Raw genomic sequence first — 16,027 nt, forward strand, 5'->3', positions numbered from 1 at the left:
TTATGAACACCGTTGCCTCCATATCGAACCAGCTTGACCCGAACCAGCTTGCTCCGATCCGCGTTCAACCGGAAACGCTCGCGGAATCAGCCCTTGAACTGGCCCGGCTAGTGCTTGTCCGCGGCCCCATTTCCCGCGGTGAATTGGCCCGGGAAATGAAGTTGAGCGTTGCCAGCCTCACCCGCTTGGGCAAACCACTGCTCGATTCGGGTTTGCTCGTTGAAGGCCCTCTCGTTGCCGACGGTACCGTGGGGCGCCCTGTGCGATTGCTCGATGTTCCCACTGACGCTGCGTGGTTTGTGGGCGTGAAAGTGACAGGAGAAAGTCTGCAGGCCGTGGTCACGGACATTCGTGCCACTATTCTGGCGGAAGCCGTGCTGCCTCTACCCGAGAAATCGGCCGCTGCCGTGGTGGCAGGCATTGCCCAGCTCTCTACGCAACTGGAGGCGCAAGCAGGCGTCACAGCCACGGGGGTGGGCGTTTCCCTGGGTGGACAAGTGCGCCCGGACGGCGTGGTCCACCGCGCACCGTTTCTGGACTGGAAAAACGTGCCCTTGCAGAGCCTGCTGCAGGACCGGCTGGGACTCCCCGTTGTGGTGGAAAATGACGTGACAGCCCTTGTAGCCGCCGAGCAATGGTTTGGGGCGGGCCGCGAGGTGCCCGATTTTGCTGTGATTACCGTGGGCGCAGGGGTTGGCTACGGACTCACCATTCGCAACCACGTGATCCGAACAGTGGATACCGGACTGGGGCTGGGCGGGCACTTCCCGTTGGATCCCAACGGTCCGCTGTGTGCCGAAGGGCACCGGGGCTGTTCCACAGCGATGCTGTCCATCCCCAGCATTTGTCTGCAAATTTCAGCAGCCTTGGGCCGCCCGGTGGACTATGGGCAGGCGCTGGACCTTGCCGCAGATGGCAACCGCGCCGCCGCGGCAGTCCTGGAGGCAGCAGCAAAGTCCTTGGGGATCCTCATCGCCGCGGCCACAAACCTGACAATGGTTAACACAGTTGTGCTGGGAGGGGAAGGCGTGGCCCTCTTCGCGGCGAAAGAAGCCACCGTGCTGGCTGCCTTGACGGCGGGACGGGACCCGGAAGCAGCGCCGGTGAAGGTACGGGTGGGGTCGGCCGATTTCACCGAATGGGCCCGTGGCGCAGCAGCCGTGGCAATTCAAGCCCAAGCTTTCATTCACTAGCGTGTATTGGCTAGCGTTCATACTCTGTGGGCCGCCGGCATGGTGCGTTAGCATGGCAGAACCACGAGGAAGGCGTCACCATGCCAAGAACGCATCGTCTCAACGGCACCGCGAAAGCAGTAAAAGCAATGAAAGCAATGAAAGCAGTGAAAAGAGTTCCCTCACGGCTCACGGCCACGTTGTTGATGCTCTCCGTCGTGACAGTAGTGGCCGCATGCGCGCAGCAGGGCCCCGGGTCTGACCCGTCCAGCTCAGGCAGTCAGCCACCCGCTGCGAGCGAGAGCCCAGCCGCCGTGACACCGCCCTCCGCCAGTGGAATAGACCTCACCATCAAACTCACGGAATCGCCCCAGGCCACGCCGCGAACGTTCCGTCTTGTGGCCGAAGGCGCCACCCCGGCACCGGAATCCACGCTGCCCGATCCGGCCGCGGCACTGGCCGCGGTGGAAAAGTACGGTGAGAAAATGTTCTTCCCCGTCCCGGACCCCAATAGGGCGTGCACCCAGCAATATGGTGGCCCGGAAATTGCCCAGGTGACCGGCTGGTTCCACGGTAAGGAAGTCAATGCCACCTTCAAACGCACCGATGGCTGTGAAATCAGCCAATGGCAGGCTCTGGCTCCGCTCTTTGGTGCACTCGGTGGGGGCACCGGCAACATCTAAACCGGGCGAAAATCAGCCCAAGTACCACCGGGTTAAGCAGCGCCAGATTCGGCAGCGCGTCAGCTCGGGGAGCGTGCGCCTTGCCCAAGCCAGCCACGCAGGACGGCGGCCATCCAGTTCAACTGGATGGCCGCCGTCGTGCGTGGAAAAATGCTTATCTAGACGTGCTGGACTCTAGCGCAGCAGGTCCGTGGGAGCTTGTTCAACGGAGAATTCCGAGTGCCCCTTCTTACCCTTCTTGGGCTTGTCTTTGCCCTTCTTATCCTTGACGGGACCGCTATTGTCCTCATCCGGAACCACTGCGGTGCCACCGGGGGTGACAATGACGGAGACAAACGTCTGCGTCCCTGTGTCGCCAAAGGAGACCCGGCCCAGATAGTTGCCCGGTGCCAGCCCGGTCCAGCTCAACGTGACGTTGCCGGACTTGCCGTTAGCGAGCTTGAACGGGTTCGGTGAAACCTTGGCGTTACCGGCATCTGCTCCGAGGATCGCGGCATCCACAGTGGCCTTGACAGCCCCGCCGTCAGTGCTGGAGTACAGATTGGCCAGCACCTGGTAGGTCCCGGGGGCCGGATTGGTCAAGGTCAGCGTCTCACTCGAGGACGCCGTACGCACATCGCTGTACTGTCCGCCCGGGCTGAAGACGATCATGTCGTAATCGGCGCCCTCATCCGCAGAAATGACCTGGAACTTGGCCAACTCGGTTCCCTCCGGAACAACAACCTGCTTCAAGAAGTTTGAGGCGCTGTTGCCCACGACGAGCGGACCGGGAACCAGCTCAATAGCGTTGGAGTCAGCCTTGGACAGGCCATTGACGGTCAGCGCCACAGGAGCGTTGGTCCCGGAAACCACCGGAATCTTGCCACTGCTATTGCCGTTATTGGTACTGAAGCTGATCTCCGGCTGCACCAAAGCAGCCAACGGACGCACGGCAACCGGGGAGGTCACCGTGGCTCCGGCACCCTGCCAAGTCAGGCTGCCCATGGCGAACGCGCCCAGAGCTGCATTGTTGTTCTCGAAGGTGACCTTGAAGGTGCGCTGCTGGCCGGCCTGAGAGAAGTTCAGCACCGACGGGGTGACCTTGACATTGACGCCGGGGACGTTGGCGGTGGCCCGGTACATGCCAGGCGTCAACGCCATGACGGTGCGGGTGACTGTGACCTTGCCAGCCAAAGAACCCACCGCGAAAGATGCCACGTTCATGTCACGCGGCGCGGTACTGCCGAGCCCGGGCATGCCCAGATCAATGCCGGTGCCCTGAATGAACTTCAGGTATTCGGTGTCGCCGGCGTCGTACACGAGCCCCGGCGTGAGCGCCTTGACCACGGCGCTCTGACCGGCACCTGTTGCAAAGAGATCGGTGTTCTTGCTGCCATCGGCATTGACCACATTCGTGGCCGTTGTCATCATGGCTGACTTGACCGTGGCCGGTGACCACGTAGGATTCTTGGCCATGAGCAGCGCCGCGAAACCGGCAACATGCGGTGCCGCCATCGAGGTTCCGGACATCATGCCAAATTGTTCCCCACCAGTGGCAATGGGGGAGACCCCAGCCAGAACGGCGACGCCGGGTGCTGCAACATCGGGCTTGAGCAGATCAGAGCCGGCTGCTGCCAGCGGGCCGCGGGAGGAGAAACCTGCCACCTGCGGCTGCGGTGCTACCGGCAGTCCCGTGGTGTCATGGTCAACCAACGCCACCAAAATGTCCGGGTTGGCCGTGATCTTGTCCTTGATGAGCTGTGTGGCCGGCGGGTTCACATGAACAGTAGGTACGGCGTGCAGGTCCACGTCCTCGGAGGACGGGGTGACATTGGTCAGGATCATACCCACCCCGCCTGCACGCTTGACCTCGGCGCTCTTGGCCGTACGGTCAATCACGCCGCGGTCACACACCACGATCTTGCCGGCAACTTTGCTGCCATCCAAGGTATTGGGTCCACAAAGCTCCGGGTTGGCCGCACCGGCGGCGGCTGCCGTGGTGGCAAGGATGACGTGGCTGGCCGGAACACCTTGACCCATCATGCTGGCGCCGCGGAACTTGCTGCCATCAGCGAATTCCGCCGTGCCCTGAAGCTCGGAGGAAAAGGAGGTGGCAGCGACGGTGGTCAGCCACGGGGCACCGTGGTTAACAGTGCCTGCCGTGGGGCCGGAGTTGCCAGCCGAGGCCGCCACAAAGATGCCGGCCGAAGTGGCTGAGAGGAAGGCCAGGGACACCGGATCGGTCGTGGAGGTAGTGCTACCCGAGATGGAGTAGTTCAAAACGTCCACGCCGTCCAGAATGGCCTGGTTGATGGCGGCAACAGCCGAGGAAGAGTAGCAACCGCCCGTGTCGGGATCGGTGTCTTCCCAGCAAATCTTGTAGATGGAGAGCTTGGCAGCAGGGGCAACACCGCTGGTAATCCCCATGGCGCGGTCACCAATTTTTGCCTCGACATTGGCGTTACCGGCGGCCGTGCTGCCGGTGTGTGTGCCATGGCTGGCAACGTCCACGGGGGAGAGAACTTCTTGCGGTGCCCGATCCGCAGGGGCCACATAGTTCAGGAAATCATCGGCAAAGTAATGTGCGCTCAGGACCTTGGAGTTACAGGCACTGCCATCGAAATCGGCTCCCGATTCCACACCCTTCTGGCATTCCCCGGAGAAGGTGTCACCGTTGGCCTTGAGCATGGCAATGTTGCCGTCATCGGTGCGGTACGGGACGCCGACCACCGGGTCCCCCGTCAGTGGGAGGACTTCTTCACCGGCAAAGAACGGGCTCGACGGCGTGTACCCGGTATCGATGATACCGACCACAACGCCTTCGCCTGCCTTGTTCTGCCCGCCGAAGTTCTTGTTCCAGCTGCCATCCTTGCCGCTGAGGCCAAGGAAATCGGTGCTGGAGTAATCAGGGGCGTTCTCCGTATCCGGAGCAACGGTCAAGACGCTTGGGTCTTTCGCTAAGGCTAACGCCTGATCTGCGGAAAGTTCCGCTGAGAAGCCGTTGAGGGCCGCGGTGAAGGTTCGCTTGACCTTGACGTTTTCGGCCGTGGCCACGGCAGCTTGCTTGGTTTCAAGATGCTTCTTGTACTTCTTCACCTCGGCGCGCGTGGAGTCAAGCTTCTGCCCAGCCTGCGGCTTCGTTGCAGCAAGGCCGGCCGTGCCGCCGTCGTACATGGCGATGGGCTGCTCGGCGAGGACAACTATGTAGCGTCCGGCGGGGAAGCTCAAAGGGTTAACATCTGTTTGAGTGATACTGGGCATGCTCAGCTGGCTCTGGTTGGCCGATGCTGGCAGTGCCCCCACTGAGGCCAGAAGTAACGGCAGGCCTGCGCCTAGCGCCACGGCCTTTCGTAGTCCTGGGCTTCGAAAGAGAGTTCTTCCCGTTCGTTTCATGGTCATGGTGCGCTGAACCTTTCAACAGGATCTCCGTGCGACCTCTTGCCTCACGGATGCAACATGGCAGGGCGGTAGGCAACTTTGAGAAGTGATGAAAGCGCTGTGAACCGACGTAGCCAACGGGGAAAGGCTACCGATCAGTAGCTTGTTTGTGACCCCAAACACAGCGGCAATAACAGGAACTAGCCGGATAGGTAGTCAGGGCACTGTCCTTCGGCATAGAACCGGCAATCAAACGGAGCTAACCGCCAGTTTGGTCTTGACAGCGCCGACTGCTTTCATTCTGGGCGTTTTAGCGGCCGGGCCCGTTAGCAGCCTGGCGGGGCGATGTATTGATAGGTCAGGGCCAGGTCGTAGCTCAACACCGTGTGCGCGGCAGTTTGTTCCCAGCCAAAAGAGCCGGCAAAAACAGAGGCCGCGCGGCCCATATCGATGCGCGTTTCACTGAAGTCATGCAGCGAGGCGATCGCCTCGGCCCAGAGCTGCGGGGATCTGCCTTCGACCAGCAAGCCGGTGCGTCCATCGCTGACTGCGCGGGGGAGACCGCCAACATTGGTGGCAATAACCGGGGTGCCGCAGGCCTGGGCTTCCAAGGCGACCAAACCGAAGGACTCACTTGAGGAGGGCACTGCTACAACGCTGGCACTGCGGTACCAATCAGCTAGTTTGCTGGCCTCCACGGGAGGGTAGATGGTGGCGGAATCTTGCAGTCCACGCTCTTCGATGAGTGCTTGAAGATCATATTTGTCAGAGCCGCTGCGCGAGCCGAGAAAGGAAAGCTGCAGATTAATGTCGGGGCGTTGCGCCCGCAAGATGGCGGCAGCCTTGACCAGTACATGGGGACCCTTGAGGCGTTGCAACCGCCCAGCGAAGACAACGTGGAAGCTCCCGGGGGCAATGCCCAGATCCTGCCGCGATCGGTCCCGGAAGGCCGGTTTGAAAATTTTCAAGTCCACACCGGGAGAAACCACATCGATGCGTTGTTCACAGCCATCGTAGTGGCGCTCCAGCTCTGCGGCCTCGGCTGTTGTGTTGGCGATCAGCCGTGTTGCCGCGGCCACAATGTGCTGTTCGCCGTCCTCGCGCACACCGGGTTCGGCGCTCTGACCCTGCGGCAGGTGCTGATTCTTAACCCGCGCCATGGTGTGCATGGTGTGGACGAGCGGGAGATCCAGGCGTTTGGCTACCAGGATTCCGGCCATGCCAGAAACCCAATAGTGGGAGTGGATGACCCGAACGGGTTCTCCCGGAAGGGCACTGACGTGATCGGCGACGGCGTCGGCCATTTCCGTGATCAGCTCAGGGAGAGCTTCCTTGGACACCTTGCCGAAGGGGCCCGCCACAATATGGTGGACCGATACCAAGGAGTCAAGCGCAACGGTTTCGGGCTGATCAGGCGAGGTGCGGCGGGTGTAAATGTCCACAGCCACACCCGTTGCGGCGAGTTCCAGCGCCAGTGCCCGAACGTAGACGTTCATGCCGCCTGCGTCACCGCCGCCGGGCTGATCCAGCGGTGAGGTATGGAGGGAAAGCATGGCGACGCGCCGAATCTGATGCATGGCGTTCCTCTCCTGCGCAACCGTGGCGAACCCTGCCGAACTCCAGTGGTCTGGGACGTTCAGTTTGTCAATAACTGAATCAATCTTGCCACTGCCAACAGCTCCAAGCTAGCCGAGGTGGCAACGCGGGCCCAAGATTGTGCAGCTGGCCTGCTGGGCGGGCTAAAATGGGTGGGTGAGCCACTTAGTTGTGCCGGTTCCCGCGCCTGCCACAGGCCCTGAACGGCAAGCCATCATTGACCTGTCCGCAATCGCCAACAACATTCGCCACCTCCGTGAAATCGTCGCCCCCGCGAAGTTCATGGCCGTGGTCAAGGCCGATGCCTACGGGCACGGCATGATCGAGGTGGCCCGCACTGCCGTTGCCGCCGGGGCGCAATGGCTGGGCACGGCCCATGTCAGTGAGGGCCTAGCCCTCCGTGCCGCGGGCATTGACGGCCCGGTGCTGGCGTGGCTGCACACTCCAGACACTGACTTTGAATCCGCCGTAGAGAATGACATTGATTTGGGGTGTTCCGGCTGGGAGCTGGAACATATTGTGGCGGCGGTCCGGGCCCGGCAGCACCCCGCCCGGGTGCACCTGAAAATTGATACCGGCCTAGGCCGTAACGGCAGCACGCAGGAAGACTGGCCCGCGCTGGTCGCCGCGGCCGTGGCGTATCAAGCGCAGGGGTTGCTGCGCGTTGTTGGCGTTTTCAGCCACCTCGCCGTTGCTGACGAACCCGAACGTACCGAAACGGATGAACAATTGCTCCGTTTCCGTGAGGCCGTGGCGATTGCCGAGGAAGCCGGTGCCTGGCTGGAAGTGCGTCATATCGCCAACACCCCCGCCGCCATGTCTCGGCCCGATTCGCACTTTGATCTGGTCCGCGTGGGCTTGGGCATCTACGGACTCTCACCGTTCGCCGACCGCACCTCCGCCCAGCTGGGCTTGGTCCCGGCCATGACCTTGCAAACCCAAATCGCCAACTGCAAGGACGTGCTCACCGGTCAAGGCATCTCCTATGGCCTCAACTACAGCACCTCCGAACCCACCACGCTGGGTCTTGTTCCGTTGGGCTATGCCGATGGTATTCCGCGGGTCGCCAGTGGAGGCCCCGTCCGTGTCAACGGCATCACCTACCCCGTGGTGGGTCGGATTGCCATGGACCAGATGGTGATTGATCTGGGCCCGCACGGCCGCGACGGCTTCGCCAATGCCGCTGTTGCCGGCTCCGCGTTGGGTGCCACCGCCGAGCTGTTTGGCAATGGGCACGACGGCGGACCCCTCGTTGAGCAGTGGGCCGCAGCGGCCGGGACCATCAACTATGAGATCGTGACCCGGATCAGTCAGCGGGTGCCGCGGAGCTACGTTGGCGGGGCCGCTGCTGGGGGCGCTGCGTGATGGCCTGGGAATTTTCCACCAGCACCGCCGCGCAAACCCAGCAGTTGGCCGAGAATTTGGCACAGCTGCTCAAGGCGGGCGATCTGATCATCCTCAGCGGTGAACTGGGCGCCGGAAAAACCACCTTCACTCAAGGTCTGGGCCGGAGCCTCGGCGTGCGCGAGGGCATCATTTCGCCCACCTTTGTGCTGGTGCGCATCCACCCCAATCTGCCCGATGGCCCGAATCCGGGCGGCCCTGATCTAGTCCACGTTGACGCTTACCGCTTGGGCTCGCCCGGCGAGATTGATGACATTGACTTGGAAAACACCATGGACACTTCCGTGACAGTGGTGGAATGGGGTGCGCAACGGGTGGAGCATCTCGCGGCCAGTCGGCTGGAAATTGAGCTGGTGCGCGCCGTGGGTGGCGACAGCGCAGTGGGTGGGGACAAGCCCTCAGCTGACATACCCGCCATGGCCAGCCACACTGACGCCGAGCCCATCGGCGCCGCTGCCAGCATAGACGGCGATGCCAGTGACGCTGCCGACACCTTTGACTATGCCGACGAAGACGACGACGAACCCCGCACCTTGCGCTTGCAAGCTGTCGGGCCGCGCTGGGAAGGCATCGATTTTTCGGTGCTGGGTCAGCTTGTGAACACAACAGAATAGAAGCCTAAAACGTGCGAATCTTGACCATTGACACCTCCGCTGTCGCCAGCGCCGCGTTGCTCGATTTTGACCCCTTGGACCCGGTCAGGACGGCGGAACTGGTGGCCAATTTTGCCACCACCGATACCCGCAGCCACGCCGAGGTACTGGCCCCGGGTGTGAAGTCCCTGTTCACCGACCCCGTGACAGAAGGCCCGGCCTTGGATGCGATCGTGGTGGGCACAGGCCCGGGGCCGTTCACGGGGCTGCGTTCTGGAATTACCATGGCACGCACACTCAGCTTCACTTGGGGTATCCCGCTCTACGGCATGATGAGCCTTGACGCATTAGCGCATCAGGTTTTTGACGCACCCGCCTACAGGGACGGACGGGCCGTGGGTCCGCTGGCCATGCGCGACTTTGTGGTCGCCACCGACGCTAGACGCAAGGAAGTTTACTGGGCCCGGTACAGCGCCGGGGCCCACCTCCTGGACGGCCCCCATGTTGGTCCTGCCGAGGAGATCAGCGGCGTTCAGGTGTTTGGTGCTGGGGCTGGACTCTACGAAGAGGTTCTTGCTGCCAACGGTTGTGATGTCTACCCCCTGTTTTCCGACGCCCAGCCAACAGCCCTTGAACTGGGCCGCGCTGCCGCACGCAAGATCGCCGCGGCAGGCTCCCTAGAGAGCGCCGGACTATTGGATTCGACTCCTCTCTATCTACGCGAGTCCGACGCCAAAGTTCCCGGCCCCCGAAAGCGGGCACTCTAGATGTCAGAGGGAAGCGCTCCGGGGGGAACGCACCAGCCCGCAGTGCTGCGCGACATGGTGGCCGCTGACATTGACTTCATCACGGCACTGGATCGCCAGCTTTTTGGAATCGACTCCTGGCCCCGGACCATGTTCGTGGACGAGCTGGCCCAGCCAGAAACCCGGCGGTACATCATCGCAGAGCTGCCATCCGGCGTCGAACATCAAGACCGTGAAGGTCAGGGAAAAACTGTGGCTGGCTACGCTGGACTGATGTGTGTGCCGCCCATCGGCGACATTCAAACCATTGGTGTGCTGCCGGAATTTGAAGGGCGCGGCATTGCTCGGGCCATGCTGGATGATCTCATTGCTGAGGCGATCCGGCGCGGTGCGCAGAACATCATGCTGGAAGTTAGCTCCACCAATCCGAGGGCGCAGCGGCTCTACCAGCGCTACGGTTTTGAACATATTCACACGCGGCGCAAGTATTACCGCGACGGCTCGGACGGGCTCATCATGCGTCTGCAACCTCCCGTTTCCACCACTTCGAAGGACCCCTCATGAACCAGAGCAACCCGCTAATCCTGGGGATTGAATCCTCCTGCGATGAAACCGGTGTGGGACTGGTCCGGGGTACCGAGCTGTTGACCAATACTGTTTCCTCGTCCATGGAGGAGCACGTTCGCTTCGGCGGCGTCATCCCGGAAATTGCCTCCCGAGCGCACCTCGACGCGTTTGTGCCAACCCTGGCCGCCGCGCTCGCCGATGCTGGCGTGAGCCTCGAGGACGTGGATGCAATCGCCGTCACGAGCGGTCCCGGGCTAGCTGGTGCGCTCATGGTCGGCGTCAGCGCAGCCAAGGCGCTCGCGCTGGCCACCGGCAAACCGCTGTACGCCATCAACCACTTGGTGGCACACGTGGGTGTGGGCTTATTGGATGAGTCCATCGCGTCCGTGTACGACGGCGGGGCCCTCCCTGAGAATCTGGGTGCGCTTTTGGTCTCCGGCGGTCATACCGAGATCCTGCGGGTGCGCAGCATCGCCTCCGATGTTCAGCTGCTCGGGGCCACCATTGACGACGCCGCGGGGGAGGCCTTTGACAAGGTGGCCCGGCTGTTGGGGCTGAACTACCCAGGGGGGCCGGCCATTGACCGCTTGGCTAAGGAAGGCAACGCCAAGGCCGTGCGCTTCCCTCGCGGGCTGACCATGCCCAAGTACATGGGCACGGCCGAGGCCCCCGGCCCGCACCGCTACGACTTCTCCTTCTCCGGGCTCAAAACCGCCGTGGCCCGCTGTGTTGAGGGTTATGAGGCGCGCGGTGAGGCGGTCCCCGTGGCCGACATTGCCGCGTCGTTCCAGGAAGCCGTACTGGATGTCATCACCGCTAAAGCAGTGTTGGCGTGCCGCGAACAGGGCATCACCACGCTGTTGTTGGGCGGCGGAGTAGCGGCCAATTCACGGTTGCGGGAACTGGCCGGGCAGCGGTGCGCATCCGCCGGGATCACGCTCCTGGTTCCGAAGCTCTCGCTGTGTACCGATAACGGGGCCATGGTTGCGGCCCTAGGTGCGCAGCTGGTGATGAACGGCGTGGCTCCGAGTGACCTGTCCTTCGCACCCGATTCCTCCATGCCCGTGACCAGCATCAGCCTCTAACCCACATCATCGTTAAGTGTCACATCGATGTGGGGAGGGGAGTTGGAGCGCCCGGAATCCGTAGCCGGATCAGACGGTAGAAAATTCCGAGCGCGAACATCACCAAACCAGCCAGCACTGAGCTGAGCGGCAGTGTGGCCACCAAGGCCACGCAGGCCGCGGCACCGAGCACTTGCAAGAACTTTGGATAGCGGCGGTCGGCCCCGCTCTGGGTGAAGGCGGCAACGTTAGCGACCAAGTAGTAGACCAGTACGCCAAAGGACGAGAACCCGATGGCGCCGCGCAGATCAGCGAAGACGACGATCATGCAGATCACGGCGCCCAAGGCGAGTTCAGCCCGGTGCGGTACCTGGAATCGGGGGTGGACGGCGGCAAAGTAGCGTGGGAGATCGCCTTCCCGTGCCATGGCTAACGAGGTCCGTCCCAACCCGGCCACCAAAGCAAGCAGTGCACCTAGCGAGGCCAAAGCGGCACCCACTCGTACTAGGGGCGCCGCCCAATTCCAGCCCCCGGCAGCCACCGCATCGGCGAGCGGAGAGGCAGTGGCGGCAACGCCGTCGGGCCCTAAAATGGCGAGCAGACTGACGCCTATAGCGGCGTAGATGACGGCGGCAATGCCCAACGCCAGCAAAATGGCGCGGGGAATGGTGCGGCGGGGCGCGCGAACTTCCTCGCCAAGGGTGGCGATCCGGGCATAGCCGGCAAACGCAAAAAACAGCAGCCCGGCCGATTGCAGAATCCCGTACCACCCGTGCGAGAGCAGGCCATCGCCGAGAAAAGTACTGCCGCCTGTGCCCGGGCTACCCGCCCACGCGGCCGCAACGGCAATGGCTAATGCTGCCAGGACCGCCACCACAATGATCCGGGCCAGAGTCGCCGTCCGGGTCACGCCCCGGTAATTCACCGCAACCAGAAGCACGACGGCGGCCACCGCCACCGGGCGCTCCCACCCCGCGGGCGCGGCGTAGGCGGCAAAGGTCATGGCCATGGCGGCGGCGCTGGCCACCTTGCCCACCACGAAACCCCACCCGGCGAGGAAGCCGGACCACGGCCCCAGCCGCTCGCGGCCGTAGATGTACGTGCCGCCGGAGGTGGGATAGGCCGCGGCGAGTTGGGCGGAGGAGGTCGCATTGCAATAGGCCACGAAGGCGGCCACGAGCAAAGCAATGAGCAAGCCGGAACCGGCCGCCTGAGCCGCGGGGGTGAACGCGGCAAACACGCCGGCACCGATCATCGAGCCCAGGCCAATGACGACGGCGTCGAAAGTGCCTAGCTTGCGGGCCAGGCCCGGGGTGTTGCTCATGCTCATCAGCTCTCCCACTGTGTCAGCGGTCCACGCTATCCCCTGCACATGAACCCGCGGTAAACAAGCGCTATCGCAGCAATGGCAGCATTTTCGCAAACGCTATCGCACCCACTGCGATAGCGTTGCCGGCAAACATGCCATTGCTGCGAGCGCGTCCGGGAAAAGTTGGCCATTGCTGCGAGCGCGTTTTTTGGTTGGGGTGGTCAGGCGGCGGGGAGGGTGAGGACCATGGTGGTGCCGCCGGGGCCGGTTGCGGCGACTTCAATGGTTCCGCCGGCGGCAACCGCGATCTCACGGACCAGGGCCAGCCCCAATCCGTAGCTGCGCCGGCCACCGGCAGCGGGGTCGGTGCTGTGTGCGAAGCGGTCAAACACCCGGGACGGCTCAATGCCGGTGATGCCGCCGCCGGTGTCGTGCACGGTGATGGCCACGCTCCGCCCGGACTGTGCCACGGCCACCGTGATGCGCCCGCCCTCCGGGGTGTGGTTCAGTGCGTTGTCGACCAGGCCCAGGACAGCCCGGCGCAAACTGTTGGCCTGGATACGGACCCGGGGGCCGCCGTCGTGCGTGGTTTCCAGCTGCACGCCGCGGGAAACTGCAACGTCTCTCAGGCTCGCGGCCGCCTCCTGCACCACGGGGGAAATGGAGATGGGGTCGGCGGAGGCCTCCGTCCCGGCCGTGGCGGCGAGCAGGAGCTCCTGGACCGTGGCGCTAAGGGCGGCCGTGTCCTGGCGGACCTGTCCCAGGATGCGGGCGGCATCGCTGCCGGGCTGCACCTTGGCCTCGGCCAGCTGGATGCGGGCGTCGAGGATGGTCAGCGGCGTGCGCAGTTCGTGGCTGGCCTCCTGGACAAAGCGGCGCTGCAGCTCAAGGGCCCGGCCCAGGGGCCGGATGGCGCTGCGGGCGCTGAGCCAGCCAATGGCCCCGGCGGCAAGAATCCCGGCGAATCCGGCCAGGACCATGGCCTTGAGCATGTCATTCGATTCAACATAGACGCGGGCGGAGGTGTTTGAGGCGGCCACATCCGGTTGGTGGGAGAGGTACAGCATGTAGGCCGCAGCGGCGATGATGACCGCCACCACCATGAGGGCGATGGCCGCGGCAATCCTGATTCCCACTGTGAGGGCGGCACGCCTCAGGGCGGGGGAGTCAGCCGACTGTGCAGTGGCAGGCCGTCCCCGCATGGCGGTCATGCGCCGTCCCCGATCTGGTAGCCCAGCCCATGCACGGTGCGGACCAGCGATTTGGAGACCTTCTTGCGCAGGTAGTGCACGTAGGTGTCAATGACGCTTTGGGAGTCGTCTGGGTGGCACAGACCCGCCAGCAGTTCCCCCCGGGTGAACACCTTCTCCGGGCTGTCCGCCAGCAGCGCCAGCAGCTCACTCTCCTTGGCCGTCAGCCCCACCAACTCCCCATAGGGTGAGCGCAGCGAACGGTTGGCGGGATCAAAAAGCCAGCCGCCCACGTCCACCAGCGAAGCCGCAGGCACAAAACTGCGGGTCATGGCACGCAGCCGCGCCCTCAGCTCACCGGCATCAAAGGGTTTGGACATGTAGTCGTTCGCTCCGGCGTCGAGCCCTGCTATTTTGTCCGCGGTGGCGCCCAGCGCCGTCAGGATGATGGCGGGGGTGGCCACACCCTTGCGGCGCAGCGCGGCCACCAGCTCGAGGCCGTCCATGACGGGCAGACCGCGGTCAATGACCATGGCGTCCCACTGTTCGGTGAGGCCAAGGTGCAGGCCCTTTTGGCCGTCCGCGGCGAGGTGGACATCATAGTCATCGGCGAGGAGTTCGGCGATCAGGGGGCCAAGGACGGGGTCGTCCTCCACCAGCAGCAGTCGCGGGAGCTCAGGGGTGTGCATGCTCATTATTGTCCCCCGCCGACTCGCCTTCCGGTGCGGAAAGCAGCGTTCCGGAAGCTGCAGCGCGGCGCTTGAGTAGGAAGCTGATGACGCCCGGCAGCACGGAAACAAGGACAAGCGCGACGGCGATCACGTCAATGTTCTTGGAAACAATTTCGTAGTGGCCCAGCCAGGTGCCCAGCAAGGTGATGGAACCGGCCCAGCCCAGGGCGCCGGCAATGTTCCACAGCGTGAACTTCTTGTGGTCGTAGTTGGCCACGCCCGCCACGAGCGGCGCGTAGGTGCGCACGATGGGGACAAAGCGGGCGAGCACAATGGCCCAGCCGCCGCGCTTGGCAAAGAATTCTTCGGTCTCGGTGAGGTATTTGGTTTTCAGGATGCGGGCGTCGTCCTTGAACCAGCGGCGGCCAAATTTGCGGCCCAGCAGGTAGCCCACCTGATCGCCTGTCACGGCGGCCAGCACCACCACACCGATCAGCACCGGGAGGGAGAGGTTCAGTTGGTTGTGCAGCAGGCCTGCCGTGAAGAGGAGCGAATCACCGGGCAGGAACGGGAACAGGAGCCCCGATTCAATGAAGACAATCAAGGCGACGACGGCCAAGGTGGCCGGGCCCAGGCCGCTCAGCAGCGCAGCAGGATCCATGACTGACAGCAAACCCGCAGGGACGGCGTGGGGAAGGGATAAAGCAATGGTGTGCAGCAAGGCAAGCCTCAATCGTGAATTCGGGTGGGTGAAGAAGTATTGCTCCCACTGTTAAGGGTAGACCCGCCGGGAACGGGGTTCATCCGGGACATCGCCCAGGCCACGGCCGCATTCCACACACCCGCAAAGAAGAACACGGCCGCGCTCGCAGCCAGGAACGAGGCGGCGACATCGGTGGGGTAATGCACGCCCACGTAGAGTCGGGACCATGCAACCACCACCGGAACCAGAACGCCCAGGAGCACGGCCGGGCGTGCCCATCGGGTCTTTCGCAGGAGGAACCAGAACGCCCAGGCCAGGCCCACCGCGAGTGCGACATGTCCGCTCGGGAAGCTGTTGGAACCCGTCTCCGGTGCCAGCGGGTCAAGGAGCAGCGCCGGGTTGGGCCGCTGCCGGTCAACAATGACCTTGAAGAATTGGCTGGCCAGCCACCCCGAGGCAGCGACGCCGCCAAAGGCAAGGGCATTGACGGGCGCTTTGCGGACCAGCAGCAAGAACAGGCACACCAGGGCGATGATGGCCACTCCGCCGACCGGGGAAAACGCCTTGTCCAGTGTCATGGCGAGGGCTGTCAGCACGCCCACATGGTTCCGGCTCAGGTCCTGGTCAACACCGAACTCGCTGGCCGTGAATCTCGGCGTGGCAACGGCGAAGAACCCAAGGGCCAAGACTGCCACGGACAGGACGGTGACCCACAGGCCCCAAAACCGTGGGAGGGGCAGCACCGCCAGCCGGGTGCGTAAGGGGGCGCCGGCGTCGTGCATGGATGGGGGCGGGGAAGCCATGGCGGGCGCCTTTCAAAGTGGAGAGTGAAGCTCTTCCTCCACTGTCCCGCGCACCGTCTAAGAAATTTCTAAGAATTCCCCGCCGCCCGCAACGCCGCATCACCAAATGGCGTGTTTTCGCCAACGCGGCAGCAATGAGTGCTGCCGCGTTGGCGAAAAGTGCCCATTA

The 16,027-nt window shown here is 63.4% G+C and carries 14 protein-coding genes; 7 read left to right on the plus strand and 7 right to left on the minus strand.

Annotated features, from left to right (window positions below; translation table 11 throughout):
- Positions 1-2: 2 nt before the first annotated feature.
- Together AB0P14_RS14180 and AB0P14_RS14185 are read left to right on the plus strand one after the other, a co-directional pair.
- Entirely contained in the window at positions 3-1,193 is a 1,191-nt protein-coding gene (locus AB0P14_RS14180; protein WP_363843423.1) for an ROK family transcriptional regulator, read from the plus strand.
- A gap of 80 nt (positions 1,194-1,273) precedes the next feature.
- Entirely contained in the window at positions 1,274-1,855 is a 582-nt protein-coding gene (locus tag AB0P14_RS14185; RefSeq protein WP_363843426.1) for a hypothetical protein, read from the plus strand.
- A gap of 174 nt (positions 1,856-2,029) precedes the next feature.
- Here AB0P14_RS14185 and AB0P14_RS14190 read toward each other — a convergent pair whose 3' ends face one another.
- Together AB0P14_RS14190 and mshA are read right to left on the minus strand one after the other, a co-directional pair.
- Positions 2,030-5,233 carry a S8 family serine peptidase gene (locus AB0P14_RS14190; RefSeq protein ID WP_363843429.1) on the minus strand — a complete coding sequence of 1,068 codons (3,204 nt, stop codon included), beginning with the start codon at positions 5,231-5,233 and terminating at the stop codon, positions 2,030-2,032.
- Positions 5,234-5,538: 305 nt separating this feature from the next.
- The gene (gene mshA / locus AB0P14_RS14195; protein WP_363843432.1) at positions 5,539-6,789 is read right to left on the minus strand and encodes a D-inositol-3-phosphate glycosyltransferase; all 1,251 of its coding nucleotides are present in this window, start codon (positions 6,787-6,789) and stop codon (positions 5,539-5,541) included.
- Between the two features lie 175 nt (positions 6,790-6,964).
- Between mshA and alr the strand changes: the two genes are divergently transcribed.
- Genes alr through tsaD form a run of 5 tightly spaced genes read left to right on the plus strand, consistent with a single transcriptional unit; the run spans position 6,965 to position 11,203 of the window.
- A complete protein-coding gene (alr, locus tag AB0P14_RS14200) occupies positions 6,965-8,173 on the plus strand; it encodes an alanine racemase (protein ID WP_363843434.1) in 1,209 nt (402 codons plus the stop codon).
- On the plus strand, positions 8,173-8,826 hold the full coding sequence (tsaE, locus tag AB0P14_RS14205; RefSeq protein WP_363843437.1) for a tRNA (adenosine(37)-N6)-threonylcarbamoyltransferase complex ATPase subunit type 1 TsaE: 654 nt from the start codon (positions 8,173-8,175) through the stop codon (positions 8,824-8,826). The genes alr and tsaE overlap by 1 nt, the downstream gene beginning before the upstream one ends.
- Positions 8,827-8,837: 11 nt before the next feature.
- Positions 8,838-9,572, plus strand: coding sequence for a tRNA (adenosine(37)-N6)-threonylcarbamoyltransferase complex dimerization subunit type 1 TsaB (gene tsaB / locus AB0P14_RS14210; RefSeq protein ID WP_363843440.1), 735 nt, complete (start codon positions 8,838-8,840; stop codon positions 9,570-9,572).
- The gene (rimI, locus tag AB0P14_RS14215; RefSeq protein WP_363843443.1) at positions 9,573-10,115 is read left to right on the plus strand and encodes a ribosomal protein S18-alanine N-acetyltransferase; all 543 of its coding nucleotides are present in this window, start codon (positions 9,573-9,575) and stop codon (positions 10,113-10,115) included.
- Positions 10,112-11,203, plus strand: coding sequence for a tRNA (adenosine(37)-N6)-threonylcarbamoyltransferase complex transferase subunit TsaD (gene tsaD, locus AB0P14_RS14220; protein ID WP_363843446.1), 1,092 nt, complete (start codon positions 10,112-10,114; stop codon positions 11,201-11,203). The genes rimI and tsaD overlap by 4 nt, the downstream gene beginning before the upstream one ends.
- A gap of 19 nt (positions 11,204-11,222) precedes the next feature.
- Here tsaD and AB0P14_RS14225 read toward each other — a convergent pair whose 3' ends face one another.
- The 5 genes from AB0P14_RS14225 to AB0P14_RS14245 all read right to left on the minus strand — a co-directional run bounded on the left by AB0P14_RS14225 (position 11,223) and on the right by AB0P14_RS14245 (position 15,858).
- Positions 11,223-12,506: an APC family permease gene (locus tag AB0P14_RS14225; protein WP_363843527.1), complete on the minus strand. Its 1,284-nt coding sequence runs from the start codon at positions 12,504-12,506 to the stop codon at positions 11,223-11,225.
- Positions 12,507-12,712: 206 nt separating this feature from the next.
- The gene (locus tag AB0P14_RS14230; protein WP_363843449.1) at positions 12,713-13,702 is read right to left on the minus strand and encodes a HAMP domain-containing sensor histidine kinase; all 990 of its coding nucleotides are present in this window, start codon (positions 13,700-13,702) and stop codon (positions 12,713-12,715) included.
- Positions 13,699-14,370 (minus strand): response regulator transcription factor, encoded by a 672-nt coding sequence (locus AB0P14_RS14235; RefSeq protein WP_363843452.1) that lies wholly within the window; start codon positions 14,368-14,370, stop codon positions 13,699-13,701. The genes AB0P14_RS14230 and AB0P14_RS14235 overlap by 4 nt, the downstream gene beginning before the upstream one ends.
- Complete coding sequence (locus tag AB0P14_RS14240) at positions 14,357-15,085, minus strand: VTT domain-containing protein (protein ID WP_363843455.1); 729 nt, start codon at positions 15,083-15,085, stop codon at positions 14,357-14,359. The genes AB0P14_RS14235 and AB0P14_RS14240 overlap by 14 nt, the downstream gene beginning before the upstream one ends.
- On the minus strand, positions 15,082-15,858 hold the full coding sequence (locus tag AB0P14_RS14245) for a phosphatase PAP2 family protein (RefSeq protein ID WP_129587164.1): 777 nt from the start codon (positions 15,856-15,858) through the stop codon (positions 15,082-15,084). The genes AB0P14_RS14240 and AB0P14_RS14245 overlap by 4 nt, the downstream gene beginning before the upstream one ends.
- Positions 15,859-16,027: the final 169 nt, after the last annotated feature.

This window comes from Specibacter sp. NPDC078709, from assembly GCF_040686795.1.
Classification (GTDB): domain Bacteria; phylum Actinomycetota; class Actinomycetes; order Actinomycetales; family Micrococcaceae; genus Specibacter.